At 66.9% G+C, this 25,082-nt stretch carries 20 protein-coding genes; 11 read left to right on the top strand and 9 right to left on the bottom strand.

Annotation, left to right across the window (positions count from 1 at the left end; translation table 11 throughout):
* The first annotated feature begins 62 nt into the window (after positions 1–62).
* A complete protein-coding gene (locus G369_RS0106390; RefSeq protein ID WP_019653153.1) occupies positions 63–359 on the top strand; it encodes a glycine zipper domain-containing protein in 297 nt (98 codons plus the stop codon).
* A 60-nt stretch (positions 360–419) separates the two neighbouring features.
* Positions 420–1,133, top strand: a complete 714-nt coding sequence (locus G369_RS0106385) for a phage holin family protein (RefSeq protein ID WP_019653152.1) — start codon at positions 420–422, stop codon at positions 1,131–1,133.
* 21 nt (positions 1,134–1,154) lie between these two features.
* Here the strand turns inward: G369_RS0106385 and G369_RS0106380 are convergent, their stop codons facing one another.
* Positions 1,155–2,240 carry a quinone-dependent dihydroorotate dehydrogenase gene (locus G369_RS0106380; protein ID WP_019653151.1) on the bottom strand — a complete coding sequence of 362 codons (1,086 nt, stop codon included), beginning with the start codon at positions 2,238–2,240 and terminating at the stop codon, positions 1,155–1,157.
* A gap of 40 nt (positions 2,241–2,280) precedes the next feature.
* On the opposite strand from G369_RS0106380, the gene rpiA reads away from it, so the two are divergent.
* Positions 2,281–2,994, top strand: coding sequence for a ribose-5-phosphate isomerase RpiA (gene rpiA, locus G369_RS0106375; protein ID WP_019653150.1), 714 nt, complete (start codon positions 2,281–2,283; stop codon positions 2,992–2,994).
* 25 nt (positions 2,995–3,019) lie between these two features.
* Here rpiA and G369_RS0106370 read toward each other — a convergent pair whose 3' ends face one another.
* The 5 genes from G369_RS0106370 to G369_RS0106350 form a co-directional block, all read right to left on the bottom strand.
* Positions 3,020–3,679 (bottom strand): glutaredoxin family protein, encoded by a 660-nt coding sequence (locus G369_RS0106370; RefSeq protein ID WP_026346232.1) that lies wholly within the window; start codon positions 3,677–3,679, stop codon positions 3,020–3,022.
* A gap of 30 nt (positions 3,680–3,709) precedes the next feature.
* On the bottom strand, positions 3,710–5,767 hold the full coding sequence (locus G369_RS0106365) for a M3 family metallopeptidase (protein ID WP_019653148.1): 2,058 nt from the start codon (positions 5,765–5,767) through the stop codon (positions 3,710–3,712).
* Between the two features lie 5 nt (positions 5,768–5,772).
* Complete coding sequence (gene folD, locus G369_RS0106360) at positions 5,773–6,624, bottom strand: bifunctional methylenetetrahydrofolate dehydrogenase/methenyltetrahydrofolate cyclohydrolase FolD (protein ID WP_019653147.1); 852 nt, start codon at positions 6,622–6,624, stop codon at positions 5,773–5,775.
* A gap of 79 nt (positions 6,625–6,703) precedes the next feature.
* On the bottom strand, positions 6,704–7,336 hold the full coding sequence (locus tag G369_RS0106355) for a response regulator transcription factor (RefSeq protein WP_012747279.1): 633 nt from the start codon (positions 7,334–7,336) through the stop codon (positions 6,704–6,706).
* Positions 7,333–9,873, bottom strand: a complete 2,541-nt coding sequence (locus tag G369_RS0106350) for a PAS domain-containing sensor histidine kinase (protein ID WP_019653146.1) — start codon at positions 9,871–9,873, stop codon at positions 7,333–7,335. Before G369_RS0106350 ends, G369_RS0106355 begins: the two co-directional genes overlap by 4 nt.
* Positions 9,874–10,068: 195 nt before the next feature.
* Here G369_RS0106350 and aceE point away from each other — a divergent pair, with 195 nt between their 5' ends.
* From aceE to lpdA, 4 genes are read left to right on the top strand one after another with little or no spacing between them, the layout of a single operon-like run.
* Positions 10,069–12,795 (top strand): pyruvate dehydrogenase (acetyl-transferring), homodimeric type, encoded by a 2,727-nt coding sequence (gene aceE, locus G369_RS0106345; protein WP_019653145.1) that lies wholly within the window; start codon positions 10,069–10,071, stop codon positions 12,793–12,795.
* A 57-nt stretch (positions 12,796–12,852) separates the two neighbouring features.
* On the top strand, positions 12,853–14,553 hold the full coding sequence (aceF, locus tag G369_RS0106340) for a dihydrolipoyllysine-residue acetyltransferase (RefSeq protein WP_019653144.1): 1,701 nt from the start codon (positions 12,853–12,855) through the stop codon (positions 14,551–14,553).
* Positions 14,550–15,143 carry an Ntn hydrolase family protein gene (locus G369_RS0106335; RefSeq protein WP_019653143.1) on the top strand — a complete coding sequence of 198 codons (594 nt, stop codon included), beginning with the start codon at positions 14,550–14,552 and terminating at the stop codon, positions 15,141–15,143. Before aceF ends, G369_RS0106335 begins: the two co-directional genes overlap by 4 nt.
* Positions 15,140–16,969 (top strand): dihydrolipoyl dehydrogenase, encoded by a 1,830-nt coding sequence (gene lpdA, locus G369_RS0106330; RefSeq protein WP_019653142.1) that lies wholly within the window; start codon positions 15,140–15,142, stop codon positions 16,967–16,969. Before G369_RS0106335 ends, lpdA begins: the two co-directional genes overlap by 4 nt.
* A 110-nt stretch (positions 16,970–17,079) precedes the next feature.
* On the opposite strand, the gene G369_RS0106325 is transcribed toward lpdA, so the two are convergent.
* Entirely contained in the window at positions 17,080–17,655 is a 576-nt protein-coding gene (locus G369_RS0106325; RefSeq protein ID WP_019653141.1) for a C40 family peptidase, read from the bottom strand.
* 241 nt (positions 17,656–17,896) lie between these two features.
* Here G369_RS0106325 and G369_RS0106320 point away from each other — a divergent pair, with 241 nt between their 5' ends.
* Positions 17,897–19,027 carry a PQQ-dependent sugar dehydrogenase gene (locus G369_RS0106320; RefSeq protein WP_019653140.1) on the top strand — a complete coding sequence of 377 codons (1,131 nt, stop codon included), beginning with the start codon at positions 17,897–17,899 and terminating at the stop codon, positions 19,025–19,027.
* A 23-nt stretch (positions 19,028–19,050) separates the two neighbouring features.
* Here the strand turns inward: G369_RS0106320 and G369_RS0106315 are convergent, their stop codons facing one another.
* Both G369_RS0106315 and G369_RS0106310 read right to left on the bottom strand, forming a co-directional pair.
* On the bottom strand, positions 19,051–19,851 hold the full coding sequence (locus tag G369_RS0106315; RefSeq protein WP_026346231.1) for an alpha/beta fold hydrolase: 801 nt from the start codon (positions 19,849–19,851) through the stop codon (positions 19,051–19,053).
* 10 nt (positions 19,852–19,861) lie between these two features.
* Positions 19,862–21,484: a 4-hydroxyphenylacetate 3-hydroxylase family protein gene (locus G369_RS0106310; RefSeq protein WP_019653138.1), complete on the bottom strand. Its 1,623-nt coding sequence runs from the start codon at positions 21,482–21,484 to the stop codon at positions 19,862–19,864.
* Positions 21,485–21,591: 107 nt separating this feature from the next.
* Here G369_RS0106310 and G369_RS0106305 point away from each other — a divergent pair, with 107 nt between their 5' ends.
* Genes G369_RS0106305 through G369_RS0106295 form a run of 3 tightly spaced genes read left to right on the top strand, consistent with a single transcriptional unit; the run spans position 21,592 to position 24,921 of the window.
* Entirely contained in the window at positions 21,592–22,263 is a 672-nt protein-coding gene (locus tag G369_RS0106305) for a TetR/AcrR family transcriptional regulator (RefSeq protein WP_019653137.1), read from the top strand.
* Between the two features lie 15 nt (positions 22,264–22,278).
* A complete protein-coding gene (locus G369_RS0106300; RefSeq protein ID WP_019653136.1) occupies positions 22,279–22,881 on the top strand; it encodes an isochorismatase family protein in 603 nt (200 codons plus the stop codon).
* Between the two features lie 24 nt (positions 22,882–22,905).
* Positions 22,906–24,921, top strand: coding sequence for a propionate--CoA ligase (locus G369_RS0106295; protein WP_279615598.1), 2,016 nt, complete (start codon positions 22,906–22,908; stop codon positions 24,919–24,921).
* Positions 24,922–25,082 lie beyond the last annotated feature (161 nt).

Here is a 25,082-nt window from a genome sequence, read left to right as displayed (position 1 = left end):
CGCCACTTGCTGGCGCGAAGCCGCCGGCGCGGTGCCGGTGTCATCACGGAGGAAAGTTTCCAATGAGTGCATCCAAAAATCTTGAAGCAGCTGCCGAGGACATTGCAAGCGACGTGCGCGGCGTGCTGGCAAGCAAGGAGCTGGATTCGGTTCCCCACATCAAGGCGCTGCGCCAGCGCATCGACACCAAGCTGGCCATCGCACGCGAACTCGCGGCCGAGAAGAGCAAGCTCGCCGCCAAGAAGGCCCGCGAAGCGGCCAGCTCCGCCAACGCCTACGCCCACGACGAACCATGGCAGATCGCCGGTGCCGCACTGGCTGTCGGCGTGCTGGTGGGCCTGCTGCTTGGCCGCCGCTGACCTGGGAGCGTACGGCAGCAGCAGTACTTCCGTTCACCCGGGCATGACCGGAGCCAGCCGATGAGGCTGCTCTCCCTGTTCGGACTGAACGGCCGCATCCGCCGGCTGCGCATCGCCGCGGCCGAGGGCGCCCTGGCGGCCGAGGACCGGGTGCAACTGCTGCGCATGGCCTGGGAGGACGAGAAGCAGCGGCTCAAGCTGATGCTTCTTCTCGGGTTGGCCGTGCTGGGGCTGACCACTGTCACGGTGGCCTTGCTGTCCGTGGCGGTGGTGGTGAACTTCTGGGACACGCCTCACCGTGTCACCGCCGCCTGGTTGGTGGCCGGCGTGTGGATCGTGCTCTGGCTCGCCGCCATCGTCGGCCTGCTGCTGACGCTGCGCAACGCGTCCAACAGCTTCGTGCCCGCTCGCCAGGAATTCGAGCGTGACTGGGCCTGGGCCCGGGAGCGTTTCGGCCTCGGCAAGGATCCGGGGGAGGACGAGGAGGCACCGCGCCGCGTCCGCCGTCCGGGCACGCGCGAAGAACTGCTGGCCCGCATGGAGATCCAGCGCCAGCGCATCCAGACGATGCAGGGTGGACGCGAGACCCAGCCGGCGGACGAGGCGGAGGCCCCGCCGCCCAATGAGTCGGCTGCTGCCGCCGCACTGCGCATCGCCCGGGCGCATCCGGTGGCCACGGGCGTGGCCGCAGCGGCCGCCGTGGTGGTGATCCGGCCTAGGCGCCTGCTGCGTTGGGCCGCGGTCATTGCGCCAGTGCTCTGGCGCATGCGCTGAGAGACCGCGAAGAGAAGGCGCTCAGGCCTTGCTGCCACGATCGCGCAGCAGCGCCTGGGCCGCTTCGCGGACCAGCGCCGGACCGCGGTAGATCAGGCCGGTGTAGATTTGCACCACGTCCGCACCTGCTGCGATCTTCGCCCTGGCGTCGACCCCGCTGAGGATGCCGCCCACGCCGATGATCGGAAAGCCCGCGCCCAGTGCCGCGCGCAGCTGAGCGATCACGCGGTTGCTCGCCTCGCGCACCGGCGCGCCCGAGAGCCCGCCCGCTTCCTCTGCGTAGGGCAGTCCCTTTACCGCATCGCGCGCCAGCGTGGTGTTGGTGGCGATCACGCCGTCCATGCCGTGGCGCTTGAGGGTGGCGGCGATCACCGCGACCTGCGCTTCGTCGAGGTCGGGCGCGATCTTCACGAAGAGCGGCGAGCGCTTGCCGCCATGGCGCGTGGCCAGCGTTTCGCGCCGCTCGGCCACCGCGCCTAGCAGGGCGTCGAGTGCTTCGTCGCTCTGCAGCGAACGCAGGTTGGCGGTGTTGGGGCTGGAGATGTTGATCGTCACGTAGTCGGCGTGCGGGTACACGCCGTCGAGGCAGGCCAGGTAGTCGTCGACCGCTCGCTCGATCGGCGTGGCGGCGTTCTTGCCGATGTTCAGGCCCAGCAGCATCGGCGGCTTCGTTCCGCTGCCGTTCTTGCGGAAACGCGCCTTCTGCACATTCGCCAGGAAGGCGTCCAGCCCCTCGTTGTTGAAGCCGAGCCGGTTGATCAGCGCCTCGCGCTGCGGCAGGCGGAACATGCGCGGCTTGGGGTTGCCGGGCTGGGCCTTCGGCGTCACCGTGCCGACTTCGACGAAGCCGAAGCCCATGGCGGAGAAGGCGTCGATGCAGCGGGCGTTCTTGTCCAGGCCGGCCGCCAGGCCCACGCGGTTCGGGAAAGTCAGGCCGGCGAGCTGGACCGGGTCGTCGACGCGCGGTGCCGAGTAGGCGCAGGCCAGGGGGGTGTTCTGGGTGCGCGCCAGCCCGTCCAGCGTGATTTCATGGGCATGTTCGGGATCGAAGCCGAACAGGAAGGGGCGGGCCAGGCCGTAGAGCGAGGAGGGCATCAGCAGGGGCATCGGATAATTCAGGGCTTCAATGAGCCAAGGATTGTCCGTGATGACCGCACCCGCCTCCCCAACCTCCTCCCAACCGCTTTCCCAGGATGAACTCAAGGCCCAGGTCGGCCGTGCCGCGCTGGCCTATGTCGCCAGAGGCGAAATCGTGGGCGTGGGCACCGGCTCGACGGTGAACAAGTTCATCGATGCGCTGGCCACCATCAAGGACGAGATCAAGGGCGCCGTCTCCAGCTCCGTCGCCTCGACCGAACGCCTGCGCGCGCTGGGCATTCCGGTGTTCGACAGCAACGAGGTGGAGGAGCTGTCGGTCTACATCGACGGCGCCGACGAGATCGATCACCGCGGCTTCATGGTCAAGGGCGGCGGCGCCGCGCTCACGCGCGAGAAGATAGTCGCGGCGCAGTCGCGCAAGTTCGTCTGCATCGCCGACGAGTCCAAGCTGGTGGAGGTGCTGGGCGCGTTCCCGCTGCCGGTGGAGGTGATCCCGATGGCCGCGCAGCGCGTGATGCGCCAGTTCGCAGCCATGGGCGGCATCGCCCAAGTGCGCGAGAAGGACGGCCTGCCGCTGGTCACCGACAACGGCCAGCACATCGTCGACGTGACGGGGCTGCGCATCACCGATCCGCTGGGCTTCGAATCGACCGTGAGCCAATGGCCGGGCGTGGTGACGGTCGGCGTCTTCGCGCATCAGAAGGCCGACGTGTGCCTGCTGGGCACCGCAGCTGGTGTGAAGACGATGGAATTTGGGGCCTGAGGCTCGGCCCAGGCCCTTCGACAGCCTAGAACTTGATGCCGGCCGGGTTGCTCGGCGTCGGCTCGCTCGATGCTGGCGGCGGCGCCACGGGCTGCGCGGCAGGTGCGGGCGCTTCGGCCGCGCGAGGCGCCGGCGTCGCCTGCTGCGCCACCAGCGGCCTGACCGGGCCGTTGCGATAGCCCGCGGGCAGGCTGTTGCTCTTGGGATAGCCGGCCGCGTCGAGGTACTGCGACCATTCCACGTCCGAGAAGCCCTTGAGCTGCTGCGAACCGATCGTCAGCAGCGGCAACGCATTCTGGTTGCTCAGGCGCTGCAGGGCTTCGACGTCCGCGTTGCTCTTGACGGTGCGTTCCTCGAACGGGATGCCGCGCGTCGTGAGCAGCGTGCGCGCCGCCCCGCAGGGGCCGCATTCGTCCCCGCTGTAGAGGGTGACGGGATAGCGCTGCGAGACCAGGCGCAGTTCATACGGCAGGCCCGAGGTGTTGGCGGTGGAGGGCGGGGCGGAGCCCGGCTGGCCGGCCGGCGCCGGCTCGGTGCTTGCGCTCGGGGCGCGGTCGGAGAAAGTGACCTTGCCGTTCTTGTCCACCTGGCGGTAGATGGGTTGCGCCATCGCGCCCGCGGCAACGAGCACGAGGGCAAGGCCGGTCAGGCGATGCAATGGTGAGATTTTGTAAATCGTATGCATCGCCCGAGTATCGCAAGCTTCAGCGATGCATCAAGCCGGCTGGGGCTCGGCCATGCCCTGATGTCGCAGCAGCGCATCAAGCTGGGGCTCGCGGCCGCGGAAGGCCTTGAACGAGTCCATGGCACTGCGGCTGCCGCCGGCCTCGAGGATGGCCTGGCGGTACTTGCGGCCGGTCTCGATGTTCGGCTCGCCGTCGGCACCCACGGTTTCCTCGAAGGCGGCATAGGCGTCGGCGCTGAGCACCTCGGCCCACTTGTAGCTGTAGTAGCCGGCCGCATAGCCGCCCGCGAAGATGTGGCTGAACGTGTTCGGCGTGCGGCTGAAAGGCGGCGAGGGCATCACCGCGACTTCGGCACGCACGCGGCCCAGCAGCGCCATCACGTCGCCCGGCTTGGCGGTGGCGGCTTGGTATTCGGTGTGCAGCAGCATGTCGAACAGCGAGAACTCGATCTGGCGCAGCGTCTGCAGGCCGCTCTGGAAGTTCTTCGCGGCGGTCATCTTGTCGAAGAGGGCGCGCGGCAGCGGCTCGCCGGTGTCGACGTGGGCCGTCATGTGCTTGAGCACGTCCCACTCCCAGCAGAAGTTCTCCATGAACTGGCTCGGCAGTTCGACCGCATCCCACTCGACGCCGCTGATGCCCGAGACGTCGCGTTCGTTCACCTGCGTGAGCATGTGGTGCAGGCCGTGGCCGAACTCGTGGAAGAGGGTGGTCACGTCGTCGTGCGTGAGCAGCGGCGGCTTGCCGTCGACACCGCTCGCGAAGTTGCACACCAGCTGCGCAACGGGCGTCTGCAGCACGCCGGTGTCGGGGCGCAGCCAGCGGGCGCGCACGTCGTCCATCCACGCGCCGCCGCGCTTGGCGGCGCGGGCCGACGGGTCGAGATAGAACTGGCCGACCTTCTGGCCGGCGCGTTCGATGCGATAGAACTCCACGCTCGGGTGCCAGGTGGGCGCCGAATCGCGGCGGATGGACACCTCGAACAGCGTCTCGACGATCTTGAACAAGCCGGCCATGACCTTCGGTGCCGGGAAATACTGCTTCACCTCCTGCTCGCTGAAGGCGTAGCGCGCTTCCTTGAGCTTCTCGCCGATGTAGCTCCAGTCCCAGGGTTGCGGGTCGGTGATGCCCAATTGCTCTGCAGCGAAGACGCGCAGGTCGGCCAGGTCGCGTTCGCCGAAGGGCTTGGCCTTGGCCGCGAGGTCGCGCAGGAACTTCACGACCTGCTCGGGCGACTCGGCCATCTTCGGAACCACCGACAGCTCGCCGTAGTTCCGGTAGCCCAGCAGCCTGGCTTCTTCCTCGCGCAGCGCGAGGATCTCGGTGATGAGCGCGGTGTTGTCGAAGGCCGCGTCGCCGAACTCGCTGGCGCGCGTGACGTAGGCACGGTAGAGCTTCTCGCGCAGCGCGCTGCTCTTTGCGAACTGCATCACCGGCAGGTAGCACGGCATCTTCAGCGTCAGCTTGTAGCCTTCCTTGCCGTCGGCCTCGGCGGCCGCGCGCGCGGCGCTCACCACGTCCTCGGGCACGCCTTCGAGCTCGCCGAGCGTGGCGTAGTAGGCGAAGGCATCGGTGGCATCGAGCGCGTTCTCGCTGAACTTCTGGCTCAGCTCGGCCAGGCGCTCCTGGATGTCGGCGAAGCGCTTCTTGGCCTCGCCCTGCAGCTCGGCGCCGCCCAGCACGAAGTTGCGCACCGCGTTGCTGTGGGCCTGGCGCTGCTCGGCATTGAGCGTCGTGACGTCGATGGCCTTGTACTTGGCGTATAGCCGCTCGTCGGAGCCTACGCGGGTCCAGAAGGCTGTGACGCGGGGCATGGCTTCGTTGTAGGCGGCGCGCAGTTCGGGGGTGTCCGCGACAGCGTTCAGGTGGCTGACGGCGCCCCAAGCGCGTGTGAAGCGCTCGCCGCCGACATCGAGCACGCGCGAGATCGCGGCCCATTCGGCGGGAAATTCGGGCGCGACCACTGTTTCCAGATTGGCCTCGCCTTCGGCCAGCAGCGTGTCCACGGCTGGTGCGACGTGCTCCGGCTTGATCTGGTCGAACAGCGGGAGGTCGGTGAAATCGAGGAGGGGGTTGTTCGTCATGGCCATGGAAGTTACTTGGCGGCGCGTTCGGCCGCTTCAAGGGTGTTGACCAGAAGCATCGCGCGCGTCATGGGGCCGACGCCGCCCGGCACGGGCGTGATCCAGCCGGCCACTTCCTTGACGCCGTCGAAGTCGACGTCGCCGGCGAGCTTGCCGTCGGCCTTGCGGTTCATGCCCACGTCGATGACGACCGCGCCGGGCTTGACCATGTCGGCGGTCAGCAGGTCGAGCTTGCCCACTGCCGCGACGATCACGTCGGCCTGGCGCGTGATGGCGCCCAGGTCCTTGGTGGCGCTGTGGCAAATGGTCACGGTGGCGCTCTTGGCGAGCAGCATCATGGCCATCGGCTTGCCGACGATGTTGCTGCGGCCGATGACCACGGCATGCTTGCCGCGCAGGTCGTAGCCGATCGATTCGAGCATCTTCATGCAGCCGTGCGGCGTGCAGGGCCAGAAGCCGGGGGCGCCGGTCATGAGCGCGCCCGCGCTGGCGACGTGGAAGCCGTCGACGTCCTTGGCCGGCGAGATGGTCTCGATGACCTTCTGGCTGTCCATGTGCTTGGGCAGCGGCAGCTGCACCAGGATGCCGTGCACCTCCGGGTCGTCGTTGAGGGTGCGGATGCGGGCCAGCAGGTCGGCCTCGCTCATGTCGGCGGGGTAGGTCTCGAGCGTGGCGTCGAGGCCGGTCTGCGCGCTGTCGTTGACCTTGTGCTTGGTGTAGACCTGGCTGGCCGGGTCTTCGCCCACGAGGATGATGGAGAGGGCCGGGTTCACGCCACGGGCCTTGAGTGCGGCGGTGCGGCCGGACACCTCGGCGCGGATGGTTTTGGCGAGGGCGTTGCCGTCGATCAGTTGGGCGGTCATCGGTTTCGATTTTCCAAGTAAAAACGCCCGCTTTCGCAGGCGTGGGGGTCATTCGTCGCTATCGGGCGGATAGCTGCTTCTAGGCCTTGGCTGCTGGCGCCGCCTGACCCAGCGCGATCTTGAGCAGATCGGCCACGGTGTTGGCGTTGAGCTTTTCCATGATGTTGGCGCGGTGCGCCTCGACCGTCTTGATGCTGATGCCAAGGTCGTCGGCGATCTGCTTGTTCAGGCGGCCGGCGACGATGCGCTCGAGCACCTGCGCCTCGCGGCCCGTGAGCTTGGACAGGAGCGCGTCGCGGCTGGCCGACTGCTGGTGCTGCGTGAAGGCGCCGCGCGCATGCTCGAGCATGCGCTCGACCAGCGTGACGAGTTCCTCGTCGTTGAAGGGCTTCTGGATGAAGTCCATCGCGCCCTTCTTCATGCTGTCGACGGCCATCGGCACGTCGCCGTGGCCGGTAATGACCACGATGGGCAGCGGGGAGCGCCGTTCGATCAGCCGGTCCTGCAGCTCGAGGCCGGTCATGCCGGCCATGCGGATGTCGACGATCAGACAGGCGACTTCGCGCGGGTCGTATCGGGAGAGAAAGGATTCGGCGGAATCGAAGCAGCGGACTCTGTAGTCCTTGCCTTCGAGCAGCCATTGCAGCGAATCGCGTACGGCTTCGTCGTCGTCGACGACATAGACCGTGCCCTTCTTCGGAATCAAACTCATGCAGGTACCTTTGCCTCGTCGCTAGCTACGGAACTGATAGCGTCCAACACCGGAATCCAGAAGGAAAAACGGCATCCGATCACATCCGGGCCATTGTAGATGTTCTCCGCCTGCATCCGGCCGCGGTGCGACTCGACGATGGTGCGGCACAGGTTCAAGCCGATGCCCATACCCTCGGGCTTGGTGGAGAAGAAGGCCTCGTACAGACGGTCCATCACCTCGGGCGCCAGGCCCTTGCCGGTGTCCTGCACCGAGAACTCGATCGCGTTGTGGCCCTCGATCACCTTGGGCAGCACGCGCAGCTCCACGCTGCGGCGCGCCAGCGGCCGGTCGGCGAGGTCGATGGATTCGGCCGCGTTCTTCAGCAGGTTGACCATCACCTGCTCGATGAGGATCGGGTCGACCCGAACCACCGGCAGCCGCGCCGCCACGTAGTGGTTCAGGCGCACGTTGCGCCGGCGCAGTTCGATGCCCGCGAGCTCGACCGCCTCGCTCACCATGGTGGCCACGTCGGCCGGCGTGCGGTTGGGCTCGCTGCGCTTCACGAAGGAGCGGATGCGCTGGATGATCTGGCCCGCGCGCTGGGCCTGCTTCGACGTCTTCTCGAGCGCGGCCAGCAGGGCCTCGTTGTCGATCGACTGGCCCTTGATGCGCGACATCATCCCGTTGCAGTAGTTGGTGATGGCGGTCAGCGGCTGGTTGAGCTCGTGCGCCACGCTGGAGGCCATCTCGCCCATGGTGATGAGGCGGCTGGCGGCCTGGGCCTTGTCGGCCTGCGCGGCGGCCTGTTCCTCGGCATCGCGGCGCGGCGTGATGTCGGTGGCGATCACGAGCTGCGCGAGCCGGCCGTCCACCCAGGTCAGATAGCGCGAGCGCACCTCGAGCCACTTGCCCAGGTGGGGCACGAAGATCTCGTTGTTGGCGGTCTGTGCGGCGGTGAGGGTGTCGATCGGCAGGCCGGCGTAGGGGTCCACGTCGTCCAGACCCTCGTCGTGCGCGTTCGACGCAGGCACACCCGCCTGCGCCACCATGCCCAGGTGGCCCACGGTGTCGGAGCCGAACCAGAGGCGGTACAGCTTGTTGGCGAACAGCAGTTCCTCGCTGCCGATGGGGGCCACCGACACGGCCGCGTCGAGCGCCTCCAGCACCGTGGTGAAGCGCTCGTAGGAGGCCGAGAGCTGCTCGCGGATGCGCGTAGGCTCGGTGATGTCGGTCATCGACGTCATCCAGCCGGTCTGGTGGCCGCGGGCGTCGATCAGCGGAGAGACGTACAGGCGGGCATTGAACACGCTGCCGTTCTTGCGCTTCACCCGCACCTGGAAACCGCCGGGCAGCGCGCGGCCGTGCAGTTCTTCCTCGAGCCGCTCGTTCATCACCTCGCGGTCGGATTCGAGCCAGTAGGGGAAGGGCGGCGACTGGCCGACCAGTTCTTCCTCGCTCCAGCCGGTCATCGCGCAGAAGGCGGCGTTGACGTAGGTGATGCGGCCCTGCAGGTCGAGCACGCGCATGCCGGTGAGCATGGAGTTCTCCATCGCCCGGCGGAAGTTGGTCTCGGCCACCAGACGCTGCTGCGCCTGCAGTCGCCGGCGCGTGTGGCGCCAGGTGCCGATCAGCATCCAGCTCGTGAGCACGCTCAACGCGCAGACCAGCCAGAAGAGCCCGTTGCCGACCACGCCCTGCGAAGTGCGGTAGGCCTGTGCCCGCAGCACCAGCGCATTGCCCACCGGCGACACCGGCACTTCATATTCGTTGGTGCGCTCGGACCAGGGCAGCAGGCGAGTGCCGCTTTCCTTCAGGTTGGCGGTGTTGCCGGCGATCACGTGGCCCTTGGCGTCGAGCAGCGACACCGCATAGCGCGCCTGCACCTCGGAGGGCATGCCGTAGCGCAGCAGCCCGTCGACCGAGAACTCGCCAAGCACGACGCCCGCGAACAAGCCCTGGTCGAAAAGGGGGATGTGCAGCTGAAGCATCGCCGGCGGGTCGCCGCCTGCCACGGGCTGCGAGAAGACCGGCTGGCGCAGCTCGCGGGCCAGGGCGTAGTTGCTCTCGATGTCGCCGGGGCGCAGCACGTCGCCGATCAGGTGCTGCTGCGCCGGATGCACGCTGGGCGCCGCATAGCCGGCCTTGAAGCGGCGACGGTCGTCGATCCAGGTGATGGTCTGCAGTTCTGGGAACTGGCTCACCAGCGACTCGGCGCGGCTGGTGAATTCGATCGGGTCGATCTCGCGGTTGGAGGCATCGCGCGCGATGCGCATCAGCTGCTCCTGCCGCTCCAGCAGCCGCAGGCGCATGCGCTGCTGCGCGTATTCGACGTCGCGGCGCACCGATTCCTGCTCGCGCTCGACTTCCTCGGTGCGCAGGTACCAGAAGGCGGAAACGATGGCGGCAAGGAACAGCAGCACGGCCGCCATCGGAGCGAGCATGGCGACCGCGTCCTGCAGCACCGGGGTCTGGCGTCGCCACCACCTGCGCCACCAGGACAGCGGCGAGGCGTTCACGGCACTGCGGGCAACCGCCAGCGGGGAGGAGAGAGGCATGGGGCGGATTCTAGGCTTGCCCCCTCGGCTTGCCATGCCCCATGGGGACATCCGCTTCTGCTCCGATTTCCTTCAAATTTCACATTGAAAAATCAATGAGCACTATTTGAAATCACGATGTTTCTATGCGAAACTCCGCCGCGTTCGCTGCAGAGCGCACTTAAATTACTGCCACAGCCCTAAAGGAGACAAAGCATGTCGGCAAACCCCGAGAACCTGTTCGGCTCGGCCGCTAACGACGCGGACGCCCAGGAGACCCGTGAATGGATGGATGCCCTGTCTTCCGTCATCCAGAGCGAGGGGCCTGAGCGGGCTCACTTCCTCCTCGAGCAACTTCTCGAGCATGCCCGCCAGAACACGGTCGACATGCCGTTCTCGGCCAATACCGGCTACGTCAACACCATCGAACCTTCGCAGGAAGCCCGCAGCCCCGGCAACCTCGAGATCGAACAGCGCCTGCGCGCCTACATGCGCTGGAACGCGATGGCCATGGTGGTCAAGGCCAACCGCCATCATCCGGCCGAGGGCGGCGACCTCGGTGGCCACATCGGCTCCTTCGCCTCGCTGGCCAGCATGTTCGGCGCCGGCTTCAACCACTTCTGGCACGCCGAGAGCGAGAACCATGGCGGCGACCTGCTCTACATCCAGGGCCACGTCTCTCCCGGCATCTACGCCCGCGCCTACCTCGAAGGCCGCCTCTCCGAAGAGCAGTTGCTCAACTTCCGCCAGGAAGTCGACGGCAAGGGCCTTTCCAGCTACCCGCACCCCAAGCTGATGCCGGAGTTCTGGCAGTTCCCCACCGTGTCGATGGGCCTGGGCCCGCTGATGGCCATCTACCAGGCGCGCTTCCTCAAGTACCTGCACGCCCGCGGCATCGCCAACACCGAGAACCGCAAGGTCTGGGTCTTCTGCGGCGACGGCGAAATGGACGAGGTCGAATCGCTGGGCGCGATCGGCCTGGCAGCGCGCGAGAACCTCGACAACCTGATCTTCGTCATCAACTGCAACCTGCAGCGCCTGGACGGCCCGGTGCGCGGCAACGGCAAGATCATCCAGGAGCTCGAAGGCGAGTTCCGCGGCGCCAACTGGAACGTCGTCAAGCTGGTCTGGGGCAAGGGCTGGGACGCCCTGCTCGAGAAGGACCACGACGGCGCGCTGCGCAAGATCATGATGGAGTGCAACGACGGCGACTACCAGTCGTTCAAGGCCAACGACGGCGCCTACGTCCGCAAGAACTTCTTCGGCCGCGACCCGCGCACGCTGAAGATGGTCGAGCACATGACCGACGACGAGATCTGGAACCTGCAGCGCGGCGGCCACGACTCGCAGAAGGTGTACGCCGCCTTCCACGCCGCGCAGAACCACAAGGGCCAGCCCACCGTGCTGCTCGTGAAGACCGTCAAGGGCTTCGGCATGGGCAAGATCGGTGAAGGCAAGAACACGGTCCACCAGACCAAGAAGCTCGGCGACGAGGACATCAAGGCCTTCCGCGACCGCTTCAACATCCCGATCCCCGACAGCCAGATCGCCGAGCTGCCGTTCTACAAGCCGGCCGACGACACGCCGGAAATGAAGTACCTGCACGAGCGCCGCAAGGCCCTGGGCGGCTACCTGCCGCACCGCCGCGTGAAGAGCGACGAGAGCTTCACCGTGCCCGCGCTTGACACCTTCAAGGCAGTGCTCGAACCCACGGCAGAAGGCCGCGAGATCTCGACCACCCAGGCCTACGTGCGCTTCCTCACGCAGCTGCTGCGCGACAAGGCGCTGGGCCCGCGCGTCGTCCCCATCCTGGTCGACGAGGCCCGAACCTTCGGCATGGAAGGCCTGTTCCGCCAGGTCGGCATCTACAACCCGCACGGTCAGCAGTACACCCCGGTCGACAAGGACCAGGTCATGTACTACAAGGAAGACAAGGCCGGCCAGATCCTGCAGGAAGGCATCAACGAGGCCGGCGGCATGTCGAGCTGGATCGCTGCCGCCACCTCGTACAGCACCAACAACCGCATCATGGTGCCGTTCTACGTGTACTACTCGATGTTCGGCTTCCAGCGCATCGGCGACCTGGCATGGGCTGCCGGCGACATGCAGGCGCGCGGCTTCCTGCTGGGCGGCACCTCGGGACGCACCACGCTGAACGGCGAAGGCCTGCAGCATGAGGACGGCCACAGCCACATCCTGGCCAACACCATCCCGAACTGCGTGAGCTACGACCCGACCTTCGCGCATGAAGTCGGCGTGATCCTGCACCATGGCTTGAAGCGCATGGTCGAGAAGCAGGACAACGTCTACTATTACCTGACGCTGCTCAACGAGAACTACGCGATGCCCGGCCTGCAGCCCGGCACCGAGGAGCAGATCATCAAGGGCATGTACCTGTCGAAGCAGGGCCCCGCGATCAAGGCCGGCAAGGGCAAGGATGCGCCGAGCGTGCAACTGCTGGGCAGCGGCACCATCCTGCGCGAGAGCTTCGCGGCACAGGAACTGCTCGAGAAGGACTGGGGCGTTTCTGCTTCGGTGTGGAGCTGCCCGAGCTTCAACGAGCTCACCCGCGACGGCCAGGACGCCGACCGCTGGAACCTGCTGCACCCCGACCAGACCCCGCGCGTGCCCTTCGTGGCCGAGCAGCTCGGCGCCACGGCCGGCCCGGTGGTCGCATCGACCGACTACATGAAGGCCTACGCCGAGCAGATCCGCCCCTTCATTCCGAAGGGCCGCAACTACAAGGTGCTTGGCACCGACGGCTTCGGCCGCAGCGACTTCCGCAGCAAGCTGCGCGAGCACTTCGAGGTCAACCGCCACTACATCGTGGTGGCGGCGCTCAAGGCGCTGAGCGAAGACGGCACCGTGCCGGTGGCCAAGGTGGTGGAAGCGATCAAGAAGTACGGCATCAATGTCGACAAGGTCAACCCGCTCTACGCCTGATCCCCAATCAACAACCAACCAACGAACGAACGGCGCCTGACGGCGGGAGACAACGATATGGCAGCAGTGGAAGTGAAGGTGCCTGACATCGGCGATTTCGATGAAGTCGCGGTGATCGAGGTGCTCGTGAAGGTGGGCGACACGGTGAAGGCCGAACAGTCGCTCATCACGGTCGAATCGGACAAGGCCTCGATGGAGATCCCGTCGTCGGCCGCCGGTGTGGTCAAGGAACTCAAGGTCGAGGTCGGCGGCAAGGTCAAGGAGGGCTCGGTGGTGCTCGTGCTCGAGGCTGAAGGCTCGGGTGCGGCTGCTCCGGCTCCGGCGCCTGCCGCGCCTGCGCCGGCCGCGGCAGCGCCCGCGCCGGCTGCTCCTGCCGCTGCGCCGGCAGCTTCGGGCCCGGTCGAGGTCAAGGTGCCCGACATCGGCGACTTCAAGGACGTCGCCGTCATCGAAGTGCTGGTGAAGGTGGGCGACACGATCAAGGCCGAGCAGTCGCTGATCACGGTCGAGTCGGACAAGGCCTCGATGGAGATTCCGTCGTCGGCCGCCGGCGTGCTCAAGGAACTCAAGGTCAAGGTCGGCGATACGGTCAACATCGGCGACCTGATCGCCGTGCTCGAAGGCGCGGCAGGCTCCGCTGCACCGGCACCGGCACCGGCACCGGCACCGGCACCGGCACCGGCACCGGCTGCAGCCGCCGCCGCCGCCGCTCCGGCGACCGCCACGGCCAGCGCTCCCGCTCCGGCGGCATCGGCTCCCGCGCCTGCAGCCGCTCCCGCAGCGGCGGCGCCGGCCCACAACCCGACGGTCGCGCCCACCGGCAAGCTGCCGCACGCCTCGCCCTCGGTGCGCAAGTTCGCCCGCGAACTCGGCGTGCCGCTCGAAGAGGTCAAGGGCTCCGGTCCCAAGGGCCGCATCACGCAGGAAGACATCCAGAGCTTCACCAAGGCGGTGATGAGCGGCCAGGTCAGCACCAAGGCCTCCGCGGCCAAGGCCCCGGCCGGCGGTGGCGCCGATGGCGCTGCGCTGGGCCTCATTCCCTGGCCGAAGGTCGACTTCACCAAGTTCGGCACGGTCGAGCGCAAGGAGCTGTCGCGCATCAAGAAGCTCAGCGGCGCGAACCTGCACCGCAACTGGGTGATGATCCCGCACGTCACCAACAACGACGAAGCCGACATCACCGAGCTCGAGGCCTTCCGCGTCTCCACCAACAAGGAGAACGAGAAGTCGGGCGTCAAGGTGACGATGCTGGCCTTCGTCATCAAGGCGGTGGTCGCGGCGCTGAAGAAATTCCCGGAGTTCAACACCAGCCTGGACGGCGACCAGCTCGTCTACAAGCAGTACTACCACATCGGCTTCGCGGCCGACACGCCCAACGGCCTCGTGGTGCCCGTGCTGAAGGACGCCGACAAGAAGGGCATCCTGCAGATCAGCGCCGAGATGGGCGAGCTCGCCAAGAAGGCGCGCGACGGCAAGCTCGGCTCGGCCGACATGCAGGGCGGCTGCTTCTCGATCAGCTCGCTCGGCGGCATCGGCGGCACGCACTTCACGCCGATCATCAACGCGCCCGAGGTGGCCATCCTCGGCCTCTCGAAGAGCGCGATGAAGCCGGTGTGGGACGGCAAGCAGTTCGTGCCCCGCCTCACGCTGCCGCTGTCGCTGTCGTACGACCACCGCGTGATCGACGGCGCCCTGGCTGCGCGTTTCAACGCCTACCTGGGCCAGGTGCTCGCGGACTACCGTCGAATCCTGTTATGACCACCGTAGTGGCCGTCCGCAAGGGCGGCCAGGTCACGATGGCAGCGGATTCTCTGGTGACCTTCGGCGACACGCGGCTCTCGCACCGCGCCGAGGCGAACCAGAAGATCTTCACCGTCGAGGACGCGGCGGGCTCCAGCCTGTTCGCCATGGCCGGCGCAGCCGCGCACTTCCTGGTGCTGCAGCATGCGCTGGCTGCGCAGCCGCGCGAGCAACTGCTGTTCGGCAGCAAGCACGAGATCTTCCGCACCTTCACGATGCTGCATCCGGTGCTGAAGGACTCGTTCTTCATGCAGACCAAGGAAGACGAGCACGAGCCGTACGAGTCGAGCCAGTTCACGATGCTGATGGCCAACCAGAGCGGCATCTACGGCATCTACAGCTACCGCGAGGTGTTCGAGTTCAAGGAGTTCTGGGCCATCGGCTCGGGACGCAGCTTTGCGCTCGGCGCCATGCACGCGGCCTATGACATCAAGTCGCGCACTTCGCGCGACGTGGCGGAGGCGGGCATCGCCGCCGCCTGCGAATTCGATCGCAATTCGGCCCCACCGGTCGACGTTCTCACACTCAAACTGAAAGTGTCCAAATGAGCGAACAACAAATCAAGGTGCCCGACATCGGCGACTTCGACGAAGTCGCGGTCATCGAGGTGCTGGTCAACGTCGGAGACACGGTCAAGGCCGAGCAGTCGCTGATCACGGTCGAATCGGACAAGGCCTCGATGGAGATCCCGTCGTCCGCCGCGGGCGTGGTGAAGTCGCTCGCGGTGAAGGTGGGCGACAAGGTCAGCGAAGGCTCGGTGGTGCTGACGCTGGAGGTCGATGGTGCTGCAGCAGCTCCAGCGCCCGCTGCGGCGGCGCCCGCCCCGGCGGCGGCAGCTCCTGCGCCGAAGGCGGCTGCCCCGGCTGCGGCCCCCGCTGCGCCGGCGGTCGCCGTGTCCAGCTACGGCGGCAAGGTCGATGTCGAGTGCGACGTGATCGTGCTCGGCGCAGGCCCCGGCGGCTACTCGGCCGCCTTCCGCGCGGCCGACCTCGGCCTGAAGGTCGTGCTGATCGAGCGCTACGCCACCCTCGGCGGCGTGTGCCTGAACGTCGGCTGCATCCCGTCGAAGGCGCTGCTGCACGTGGCTTCGGTCATGGATGAGGTCAAGCACTTCGCCGACCTCGGCGTGAGCTTCGGCGCGCCCACGGTCGACCGCGCCAAGCTGCTCGGCCACAAGAACAAGGTGGTGGGCAAGCTCACCAGCGGCCTCACCGCCATGGCCAAGATGCGCAAGGTGACGGTGCTGCGCGGCGTCGGCAACTTCATCGACCCGCACCACATCGAGGTCGAGGAAACCTCCGGCACCAGCTGGGACACCACCGGCAGCAAGCAGACCGTGAAGTTCCGCAGCGCGATCATCGCGGCGGGTTCGCAGTCGGTGAGCCTGCCCTTCATGCCGAAGGACCCGCGCATCGTCGACTCGACCGGCGCGCTGGAAATGGGCGTCGATCCCAAGCGCATGCTGATCCTCGGCGGCGGCATCATCGGCCTGGAGATGGGCACGGTGTATTCCACGCTGGGCGCGCGCCTGGACGTGGTCGAGATGCTCGACGGCCTGATGCAGGGCGCTGACCGCGATCTGGTAAAGGTCTGGCAGAAGATGAACGCGCCGCGCTTCGACAACATCATGCTCAAGACCAAGACGGTCGGCGCCGAGGCCACGAAGGAAGGCATCAAGGTCACCTTCGAGGGCGAGAACGCGCCGAAGGAGCCGCAGGTGTACGACCTGGTGCTGCAGGCCGTGGGCCGCAGCCCCAACGGCAAGAAGATCGGTGCCGAGAAAGCCGGCGTCACGGTGAGCGACCGCGGCTTCATTCCGGTCGACATCCAGATGCGCACCAACGTGCCGCACATCTTCGCCATCGGCGACATCGTGGGTCAGCCCATGCTGGCGCACAAGGCAGTGCACGAGGCGCACGTGGCGGCCGAAGTCATTGCCGGCGAGCTCAAGGGTGACAAGGAACTGTCGAGCGCGGCCTTCAACGCCCGCGTGATCCCGAGCGTGGCCTACACCGACCCCGAAGTGGCGTGGGTCGGCCTGACCGAAGACCAGGCGAAGGCCGAAGGCATCAAGGTCAAGAAGGGCCATTTCCCGTGGACCGCCTCGGGCCGCGCCATCGCCAACGGCCGCGACGAGGGCTTCACCAAGCTGCTGTTCGACGCAGAAACGCATCGCATCCTGGGCGGCGGCATCGTCGGCACGCATGCCGGCGACATGCTGGGCGAGATCGCGCTGGCCATCGAGATGGGCGCCGACGAGATCGATATCGGCAAGACCATTCACCCGCACCCGACGCTGGGCGAAAGCATCGGCATGGCGGCGGAAGTGGCGCACGGCACCTGCACGGACCTGCCGCCGCAGAAGAAGGGCTGAGGAAGAAGCCGAGCGATCCGAGGGCGCCGTTTTTCAGGCGCCCATGAAAAATCCCGCCGAGGCGGGATTTTTTTCGTCCTGGAGACCAGGTGGTTGGATTTTGAGCGGGCTCAGTTGCCGGTGTTGGCGACTGCAGCTGCCTTCACTTCTTCCGCCGAGCCGCCGAGCACGCGGCGGGCACCGTCGAAGCGGCGCTGCCAGTAGCTGCCGTTCATGTCCTCGACGCGAACCTGGGCGCCGGAGCGGGGGGAGTGGATGAACTTGCCTTCGCCGACGTAGATGCCGACATGGCTGAAGGCGCGGCGCATGGTGTTGAAGAACACGAGGTCGCCGGGCTTGAGCTGGCTGCGGTCGATCTTCTCGGTGGCTGCGGCCTGCTCTTCGGCGCGGCGGGGGAGCATGTGGCCGACCGTCTCGTTGTACATGGCGCGGACGAAGCCGCTGCAGTCGAAGCCGGATTCGGCGGTGTTGCCGCCACGACGGTAGGGGACGCCCAGGAATCCGATGGCGGTGACGACCAGGTCGGAAGTGCGTTCGGTGACGGTTTGGCGAACCTGCTTGAGCTGTCCGATCAGGCCTTTGTCGGCAAGCATTCGTGCCAGCTCGTCATCGGTTTTTTCCTGTTGGGGGGCTGCATGGACTGCAACGGCAAAGAGGAGGGATGCGGGTAGGACGAAAAAACGCATGGCGCGTAGGATATTGATGACGCGCGGTTATGTCAATTTAAACAGAATTAGCGGATCCCTCTGTAAGTCATTGATTTACATGAAAAATTTCGATCCGGTCAAAGAAAAAATGTAACGGCGAACGTTTATGGTCCATAAATGGTTGACGGCCGAAAGGCCTTCGGACCTCGGGTGGATCGACGCTCGTGCTGGATTCGGTCGCTATTTCTCGTCAAGATCGCTTCAACTTCACGGAAAAGCCATGAACTTGCCGCGCCTTCCTCTTTCGACATCCCTTCGCCGCTGGGCATTTGTCACGGTAATTGGGTTCTGCGGTCTCGCTGCCGCGCAGACCCGGCCCGAAACCGTGGCGACCGGGCTCGAAAACCCGTGGGGCGTCACCTTCCTTCCAGGCGGCCGTTTCGTGGTGACCGAGCGGCCCGGCCGCATGCGGCTGGTCGGTGCCGACGGCAGGATCGGCGCACCCATCGCAGGCCTGCCTTCCATCGCGGCGGGCGGGCAGGGCGGCCTGCTCGACGTGCTGGCCGACTCCGGCTTCGAAAAGAACCGCACGCTGTATTTCTGCTTCTCCGAACCCGATGCGGGCGGCTCGGCCAACAGCACCGCGCTGGCGCGCGCCAACCTGTCGGCCGACGGCACGAAGCTCGAGGAGCTGAAGATCATCTTCAGCCAGCAGCCCAAGGTGGCCAGCCGCGCCCACTTCGGCTGCCGCATCGTCGAGGCGCGCGACGGCACGCTGTTCCTCACGCTCGGCGACCGTTTCAGCCGCAAGGAAGACGCCCAGAAGCTCGACAACCACCTGGGCAAGATCGTGCGCATCGGCAAGGACGGCTCGGTGCCCGAGGACAACCCCTTCGTCGGGAAGGCGGGTGCGCTGCCCGAGATCTGGAGCTATGGCCACCGCAACGGACAGGGCGCCACGCTCGCGCCCGACGGCCGCCTCTGGATGACGGAGCACGGCCCGCAGGGCGGGGACGAGATCAACATCCCGCAGGCCGGCCGCAACTATGGCTGGCCCGTGATCACCTACGGCGAGAACTACGGTGGCGGAAAGATCGGCGACGGCATCACGGCCAAGGAGGGCATGGAGCAGCCACTGCACTACTGGGTGCCGTCGATCGCGCCATCGGGCATGGCCTTCCTGACCAGCGACCGCTACGGCGCCGCCTGGAAGGGCAACCTGTTCGTGGGCTCGCTCAAGTTCGGCTACCTGGACCGCATCGAAATCAAGGGCGGCAAGGTGGCGGCCGAGCACAAGCTGCTGGCGGAAGGCCGGGCCCGAATCCGCGACGTGAAGCAGGGCCCGGACGGATTGCTCTATGTGCTGACCGACGAGGCCGACGGCAAGCTGCTGCGCCTGCGGCCGAACTGAGCCGAATTCAGCGCGATTGACGTTCAGCCGGGGCAGCCCGGCAGCGGCAATGTCGGAAGCATCCGGCGCCAGAGCCGGTTCCACTCGGGCCAGTCGTGGCCGCCCTCGGTCGTGAAGACGCGCTCGGGCGGCAGCACGCCGGCCAGCAGACGGTGGCTGAAGGCGAAGCGGTCGTCGAGGCCGTAGCCCAGGTAGAGCGGGGGCCGGGCGCCCGCTGTGTTCGTGAAGCCCTCGTAGCCGCGCAGCCATTGCCACAGCTGCGTCTCGTCGGGCGTTCGTGGATTTGCCGCGGCCGGATCGACCAGCGGCCCTTTCCATTTGGCGAGGCCGCCGGCATTGGCGATGTCCGTGGCGAGCGTGCGTTCGCCGAGGTAGGGGGCGAGGGCCACCAGGCCTGCGAGGTCGCCGGGATGCGTCTGCGCGTAGAGCATGCTGCCGAAGCCACCCAGGGAAATGCCGACGAACCAGATGTGGCGGTAGCCCTGGCTGCGCGCCGGTGCCACCACGTCCGCGCCGAGGCGATCGAGGATGGTCTTGTCGTTGAAGTAGCCGAGATGGGAGTCCACCAGCATCACGTCCGCCGCGATGCGGTTCTCGCCGACCGCGCGCACGAAGCCCTCGCGCTCGAATTCGTCGATCGTCGAGTAGGCGCCGGGGAGCATCACCAGCAGCGTGTCGACGTTGCCGCGCGCGCAGTTGCTCTTTTCGAGCGAGGTCGTCATCGGCACCGTGGTCTTGCGCACGCCGCCGCAGGCGGTGACGAGGAGGAGCGCGGTGCCCAACCCCAGTGCCGCGAGGCAGAGCCTTTTCGATGAGAGCTTCATCCGCCGGAGTCTAGGCGCGTCGCGAGACGGGCAGCTCGACCATCACGGCCTGGCCGGGCGTGGTGCAGCCGGTGTCGCAGCACCTGCCGGGCTGGCGGTTGCGCGTGATGGCGCGGGCCGGGTCGTGCGGCGCGGCGGCGGGCGAGCCATCGGCCGCGATGCCGCGTTCCAGGATGCGCTCCACCAGCTCGACCTTGGAGCCCACCGGGTAGTTGCGCCAGATCTCCTGCTTCATCGCCGCGGGCGAGCCGCCGCCGTGCAGGCTGATCACGCTGTACCAGCCGCCCTGGTAGCCGGCCGTCAGGTCCTCGATGAATCGGGCTGTCTCGATGCGCTGTTCGTAGGGAATGGCCGGGTTGGCCCGCAGCACGTCGGACAGGCGGGCGGCAGTCTCGGGGTTGTGGTCTTCGTCGGGGCCGGGCAGGGTGACGATCAGGCCGCCGCTCACGTAGTGCGCGATGCGGTGCATGTCGTAGATCTTCGTGGCCAGCAGCAGCTTGCCGATGTTGCTGAACACCGGATCGGGCATGAACACCTCGCAATGCTCGTCGGCCTTGCCGTAGACGCTGGCCGCCACGCCGCAGGCGAAGAAGCTCTCGGTGATGGTGATGAGCTCGACCATCTGCTCGCGCAGGTGGCTCTCCTTGCCCGGGTCGAAGCCATTGGCCTCGCACATCAGCGCGCCCGCGCCGATCAGCAGGTCGCCGAAGCCGGCGCGCGCGCCGATGCAGCTGTGGCGGTGGTGCGTGGCGTAGCTGTAGGTCAGGTGGCCGGAGTGCTCCCACTCGCCCGCGTAGAACACGCGCTCCCAGGGCACGAAGACTTTGTCGAAGATGCACACGCCGGTGCTCTGGCCGTACTTGCGGCTGAAGAGGGCCTCCCCATGCTCCAGCTTCTCGCCGGGCCTGCCCGCCGGGCGCGCGACGATGGTCAGGCCGGGCGCATCGAGCGGCACGGCGCAGCAGACGGCGAAGTCGGCATCTTCCCTTCCCATGTTGCGGCAGGGCATGACGAGCAGCTCGTGCACATAGGGCGCGCCGGTCACGATCGCCTTGGTGCCCGAGATGACGATGCCGCGCGCGCTGCGTTCGACCACGTGCAGGTAGCTGTCGACGTTCGCCTGCTCGTGCGGGCGGCGGCTGCGGTCGCCCTTGGCGTCGGTCATGGCGACGCCGAGCGTCAGGTCCTGGTCCTGCACGCGGTGCAGGTACTCGTGGAAGCGGGCGGTGTGCTCGGTGCTGCCACGGGCGTCGTCGATGCGGGCCGACACCTGGGCGATGGCGTTGAGCGCGTCGTGCGTCAGGTAGCGCTGGGCGCAGCCCGTTTCCTGGCAGACCAGCCGCACCGCCTCGAGCTTGTTGAGCAGGTCGCCGGCGCTGGTGTTGATGTGGGAGAGCCTGTTGACCCGCTTGCCGCTGGTGTGCTGCACGGCGGTCATGAGCGGCTCGTACTCCTTCCTCAGCGCGTAGTCGTAGGTGAGGGCGATGGCATTGATGCCGGGCTGGAAGGCGGCTTCGTCGGCCACGCTGTCGACGCGGCGGCCGTCGATGAACACCGTGGGCTTGTAGCGGCGCAGCGATTCGCGGTAGTCGGCGCCGGACATGAGGGAGGCGCTGGAAAGCGGGGCGTTCATCGTGTCTGTCTCCTGGCTGTTCTGCCGGGATTTAAACACTGTTCAACTTTTCGATCAACGATCAGAAAACTGGATCGACGATCAATCGGAGGGCTATAGTCCCGCCCATGCATGCCAAGCTCCAACGCCGACAGGCGCTCACCGACGCCCGCCGCGCGCTCGTGCTCGACGCTGCACGGGCGGTCTTCCTCGAGGCGGGCATCGAGGGCGCGAGCGTTCGCGAAATCGCCAGGAGGGCGGGCTACACCCCGGGTGCGATCTATTCGTACTTCGAGAGCAAGGAAGCGATCTACGCCGCTTTGCTGAACGAGTCCATCCAGCGGCTGCAGTCCGCGGTGGCCGAGGCCTCTGCGTCGCAGGACGGCCCCGGACAGGCGCTCGCTGCGAGGGCCCAGGCCTGGTTCGACTTCTACGCAGCGAATCCGCGCGAGCTCGACCTCGGTTTCTATCTGGTGCAGGGCATGCGCCCGCGCGGCCTGACCAGCGAGCTCGACCACGAGCTGAACGACCATCTCTACCAGGCCCTGCGACCCTGCGAAGAAGCGCTGCAGGAACTGGGGCTCGACGCCGACGCGGCCCTGCGCGAGAACACCGCGCTCTTCGCGCACGGCGTCGGCCTGCTGCTGATGCAGCATACGGGGCGCATCCGCATGTTCAGGCAGTCGGCCGATGTGCTGTTCAAGTCCTACGTGGCGCAGCTCGTCGCGCGCGTGGCCGGCGGCTCGCGTCAGCCAGGTCTTTTCGGTGGTACGGTTCAGCCCGATTCAACCGATTCCTGAAGAAAGAACCTTTTCATGCTGCTCGACGCCTCGCAATCCCAACTCATCCTGGTCGACTACCAGGAGCGCCTGATGCCGGCGATCTTCGAGGGAGAAGCGGTTGCGCAGAACGCCGTGCGGCTCGGCAAGATGGCCAAGCTGTTCCAGGTGCCGGTGTTCGGCACCGAGCACAACCCCTCCAAGCTGGGCCAGAACCTGCCCGACATCCGCGCGCAGTGCCAGCGCACCCTGTCGAAGATGCACTTCAGTGGCGTGGAGGAGGGCCTCGGCGAGTGGCTGCGCGTGCCGGCCAAGGCGCCGCAGGGCAATGCGCGCAGCCTGCCCAAGCATCTGCAGAAGCCGCAGCAAGCCGCCGAGGAGCGCAACAGCATCGTCATCGCCGGCTGCGAAGCCCATGTCTGCCTGCTGCAGACGGCGCTCGACCTGTTGGAAGACGAGTTCGAGGTCTGGGTCGTGACAGACGCCTGCAGTTCGCGCACCGAGCGCAACCGTGATGCCGCCTTCGACCGCCTGGCTGGCGCCGGGGCCGAGCTGGTGACGACCGAGATGGTCGGCTTCGAATGGCTGCGCACGGCCGAGCATCCGGCGTTTCCCGAAGTGCTCTCGCTGATCCGCTGAGCCTGGGGGTGGAGTGAAGCCGGGTTGCCCCGGCTGTCAGCTTACTGCAAGATCGGCCTCCATAATTATGAATTCAGTTTTGGCGCCGGCCAGGACGGAACGAATGACAGGAGACAAACCGAGATGAGCCGCTATGAAGAGTTCTATCGTCAGTCCGTCGACGCGCCCGAGGCCTTCTGGGCCGAGCAGGCGAAGCTGATCGACTGGCAGACGCCCGCGCAACAGATCCTCGACGCCAGCCAGCCGCCTTTCGCGCGCTGGTTCGTGGGCGGCACCACCAATCTCTGCCACAACGCAGTCGATCGGCACCTCGCGCAGCGGGGCGACCAGCCGGCGCTGATCTTCGTGTCCACCGAAACGGGTGTGGAGAAGAGCTACAGCTTCGCCGAGCTGCACGCCGAGGTGCAGCGCACCGCCGCCAGCCTCCTCGAGCTGGGGGTGGGCAAGGGCGATCGCGTGCTCATCTACATGCCGATGATCCCGGAGGCCGCCTTCGCGATGCTGGCCTGCGCGCGCATCGGCGCCATCCATTGCGTGGTGTTCGGCGGCTTCGCCAGCGGGTCGCTCGCCACGCGCATCGAGGACGCCGAGCCCAAGGTGATCGTGAGCGCCGACGCGGGCTCGCGCGGCAGCAAGGTCATCGCATACAAGCCGCTGCTCGACGAGGCGATCCGGCTGTCGAAGCACAAGCCCTCGGCCGTGCTGCTGACCGACCGCGGCCTCGCACCGATGGAGCTGACTGCCGGGCGCGACCATCTGGCCGCCGAGCTGCGCCGCAAGCACCTCGACGCCGAGGTGCCATGCACCTGGCTGGCTTCCACCGACATCAGCTACACCATCTACACGAGCGGCACCACGGGCAAGCCCAAGGGCGTGCAGCGCGACGTGGGCGGCTACGCGGTCGCGCTGGCTGCGAGCATGAAGCACATCTTCGACGGCCGGCCGGGCGAGACCTACTTCTCCACCAGCGACATCGGCTGGGTGGTGGGGCACAGCTACATCGTCTACGGCCCGCTGATCGCGGGCATGGCGACGATCATGTACGAGGGCCTGCCCACGCAGGGCATCGACCGGCAGCCCGACGGCGGCATCTGGTGGCGGCTGGTCGAGAAATACAAGGTGACGGTGATGTTCAGCGCGCCCACCGCCGTGCGCGTGTTGAAGAAGCAGGACCCGGCGCTGCTGAAGAAATACGATCTCTCGACCCTGCGCGCGCTGTTCCTGGCCGGCGAGCCGCTCGATGAGCCGACCGCCCGCTGGATCAGCGAGGGTCTTGGCGTGCCGATCATCGACAATTACTGGCAGACCGAATCGGGCTGGCCGATGATCACCATCGCCAACGGCGTCGAGCCCAAGCCCAGCAAGTTCGGAAGCCCCGGCGTGCCGATGTACGGCTACCGCATCAAGATACTGCACGAGTCCACCGGCGAGGAACTGACCGGCGCCAACGAGAAGGGCGTGGTCGTGGTCGAGGGGCCGACTCCGCCGGGCTTCATGCAGACCGTGTGGAAGGACGATGCGCGCTTCGTCAACACCTACTGGAACAGCGTGCCCGGCAAGATGGTCTATTCGACCTTCGACTGGGGCATCCGCGACGAGGACGGCTATTTCTACATCCTCGGGCGCACCGACGACGTGATCAACGTGGCAGGCCACCGGCTCGGCACGCGCGAGATCGAGGAGAGCATCTCGGGCCATTCCAACGTGGCCGAGGTGGCGGTCGTCGGCGTGGCCGATGCGCTGAAGGGGCAGGTCGCGATGGCCTTCGTCGTGCCCAAGGACGGCAAGGCCGTGGCCGATGCCGATGCGGCCCTGAAGCTCGAGGGCGAGATCATGAAGGTGGTGGCCGACCAGCTCGGCGCCCTGGCCCGGCCGGCGCGGGTGCGCTTCGTCTCGGGCCTGCCGAAGACCCGCAGCGGCAAGCTGCTGCGCCGCGCCATCCAGGCCGTCTGCGAGCACCGCGATCCCGGCGACCTGACCACCATCGACGACCCGGCCACCCTGCAGCAGATCAAACAGTTACTCACTTCGTCCGAATGAGCGGGGAATGAGCAACAGGAGGGCTTGCGAAGCCGGGTTGGACCGTCATATGGTTGACGTGGCACAATGCCAAGGTACTCAGGCCCTTCCCCAGCCACAGTCGCATCCGCCAATCGGTTCAGCCGTGTCGCGGAAGGTTTCTTAAACCAACTAGTGCTTCC

Origin of the sequence: Variovorax atrisoli 110B (assembly GCF_000382045.1) — a bacterium.
GTDB classification, from domain to species: domain Bacteria; phylum Pseudomonadota; class Gammaproteobacteria; order Burkholderiales; family Burkholderiaceae_C; genus Variovorax; species Variovorax atrisoli.
This window is presented reverse-complemented; position numbering and strand designations above follow the sequence as displayed.

Bases quoted from the DNA above. Each gene is read 5' to 3' on its own strand.
- G369_RS0106315 (WP_026346231.1), bottom strand. From the start codon at position 19,851: ATGAAGCTCTCATCGAAAAGGCTCTGCCTCGCGGCACTGGGGTTGGGC.
- aceE (WP_019653145.1), top strand. From the start codon at position 10,069: ATGTCGGCAAACCCCGAGAACCTGTTCGGCTCGGCCGCTAACGACGCG.
- G369_RS0106325 (WP_019653141.1), bottom strand. From the start codon at position 17,655: ATGCGTTTTTTCGTCCTACCCGCATCCCTCCTCTTTGCCGTTGCAGTC.
- G369_RS0106385 (WP_019653152.1), top strand. From the start codon at position 420: ATGAGGCTGCTCTCCCTGTTCGGACTGAACGGCCGCATCCGCCGGCTG.
- G369_RS0106355 (WP_012747279.1), bottom strand. From the start codon at position 7,336: ATGAGTTTGATTCCGAAGAAGGGCACGGTCTATGTCGTCGACGACGAC.
- folD (WP_019653147.1), bottom strand. From the start codon at position 6,624: ATGACCGCCCAACTGATCGACGGCAACGCCCTCGCCAAAACCATCCGC.
- lpdA (WP_019653142.1), top strand. From the start codon at position 15,140: ATGAGCGAACAACAAATCAAGGTGCCCGACATCGGCGACTTCGACGAA.
- G369_RS0106310 (WP_019653138.1), bottom strand. From the start codon at position 21,484: ATGAACGCCCCGCTTTCCAGCGCCTCCCTCATGTCCGGCGCCGACTAC.
- G369_RS0106350 (WP_019653146.1), bottom strand. From the start codon at position 9,873: ATGCCTCTCTCCTCCCCGCTGGCGGTTGCCCGCAGTGCCGTGAACGCC.
- rpiA (WP_019653150.1), top strand. From the start codon at position 2,281: ATGACCGCACCCGCCTCCCCAACCTCCTCCCAACCGCTTTCCCAGGAT.
- G369_RS0106335 (WP_019653143.1), top strand. From the start codon at position 14,550: ATGACCACCGTAGTGGCCGTCCGCAAGGGCGGCCAGGTCACGATGGCA.
- G369_RS0106320 (WP_019653140.1), top strand. From the start codon at position 17,897: ATGAACTTGCCGCGCCTTCCTCTTTCGACATCCCTTCGCCGCTGGGCA.
- G369_RS0106390 (WP_019653153.1), top strand. From the start codon at position 63: ATGAGTGCATCCAAAAATCTTGAAGCAGCTGCCGAGGACATTGCAAGC.
- G369_RS0106305 (WP_019653137.1), top strand. From the start codon at position 21,592: ATGCATGCCAAGCTCCAACGCCGACAGGCGCTCACCGACGCCCGCCGC.
- G369_RS0106380 (WP_019653151.1), bottom strand. From the start codon at position 2,240: ATGCCCCTGCTGATGCCCTCCTCGCTCTACGGCCTGGCCCGCCCCTTC.
- G369_RS0106370 (WP_026346232.1), bottom strand. From the start codon at position 3,679: ATGCATACGATTTACAAAATCTCACCATTGCATCGCCTGACCGGCCTT.
- G369_RS0106365 (WP_019653148.1), bottom strand. From the start codon at position 5,767: ATGGCCATGACGAACAACCCCCTCCTCGATTTCACCGACCTCCCGCTG.
- G369_RS0106300 (WP_019653136.1), top strand. From the start codon at position 22,279: ATGCTGCTCGACGCCTCGCAATCCCAACTCATCCTGGTCGACTACCAG.
- aceF (WP_019653144.1), top strand. From the start codon at position 12,853: ATGGCAGCAGTGGAAGTGAAGGTGCCTGACATCGGCGATTTCGATGAA.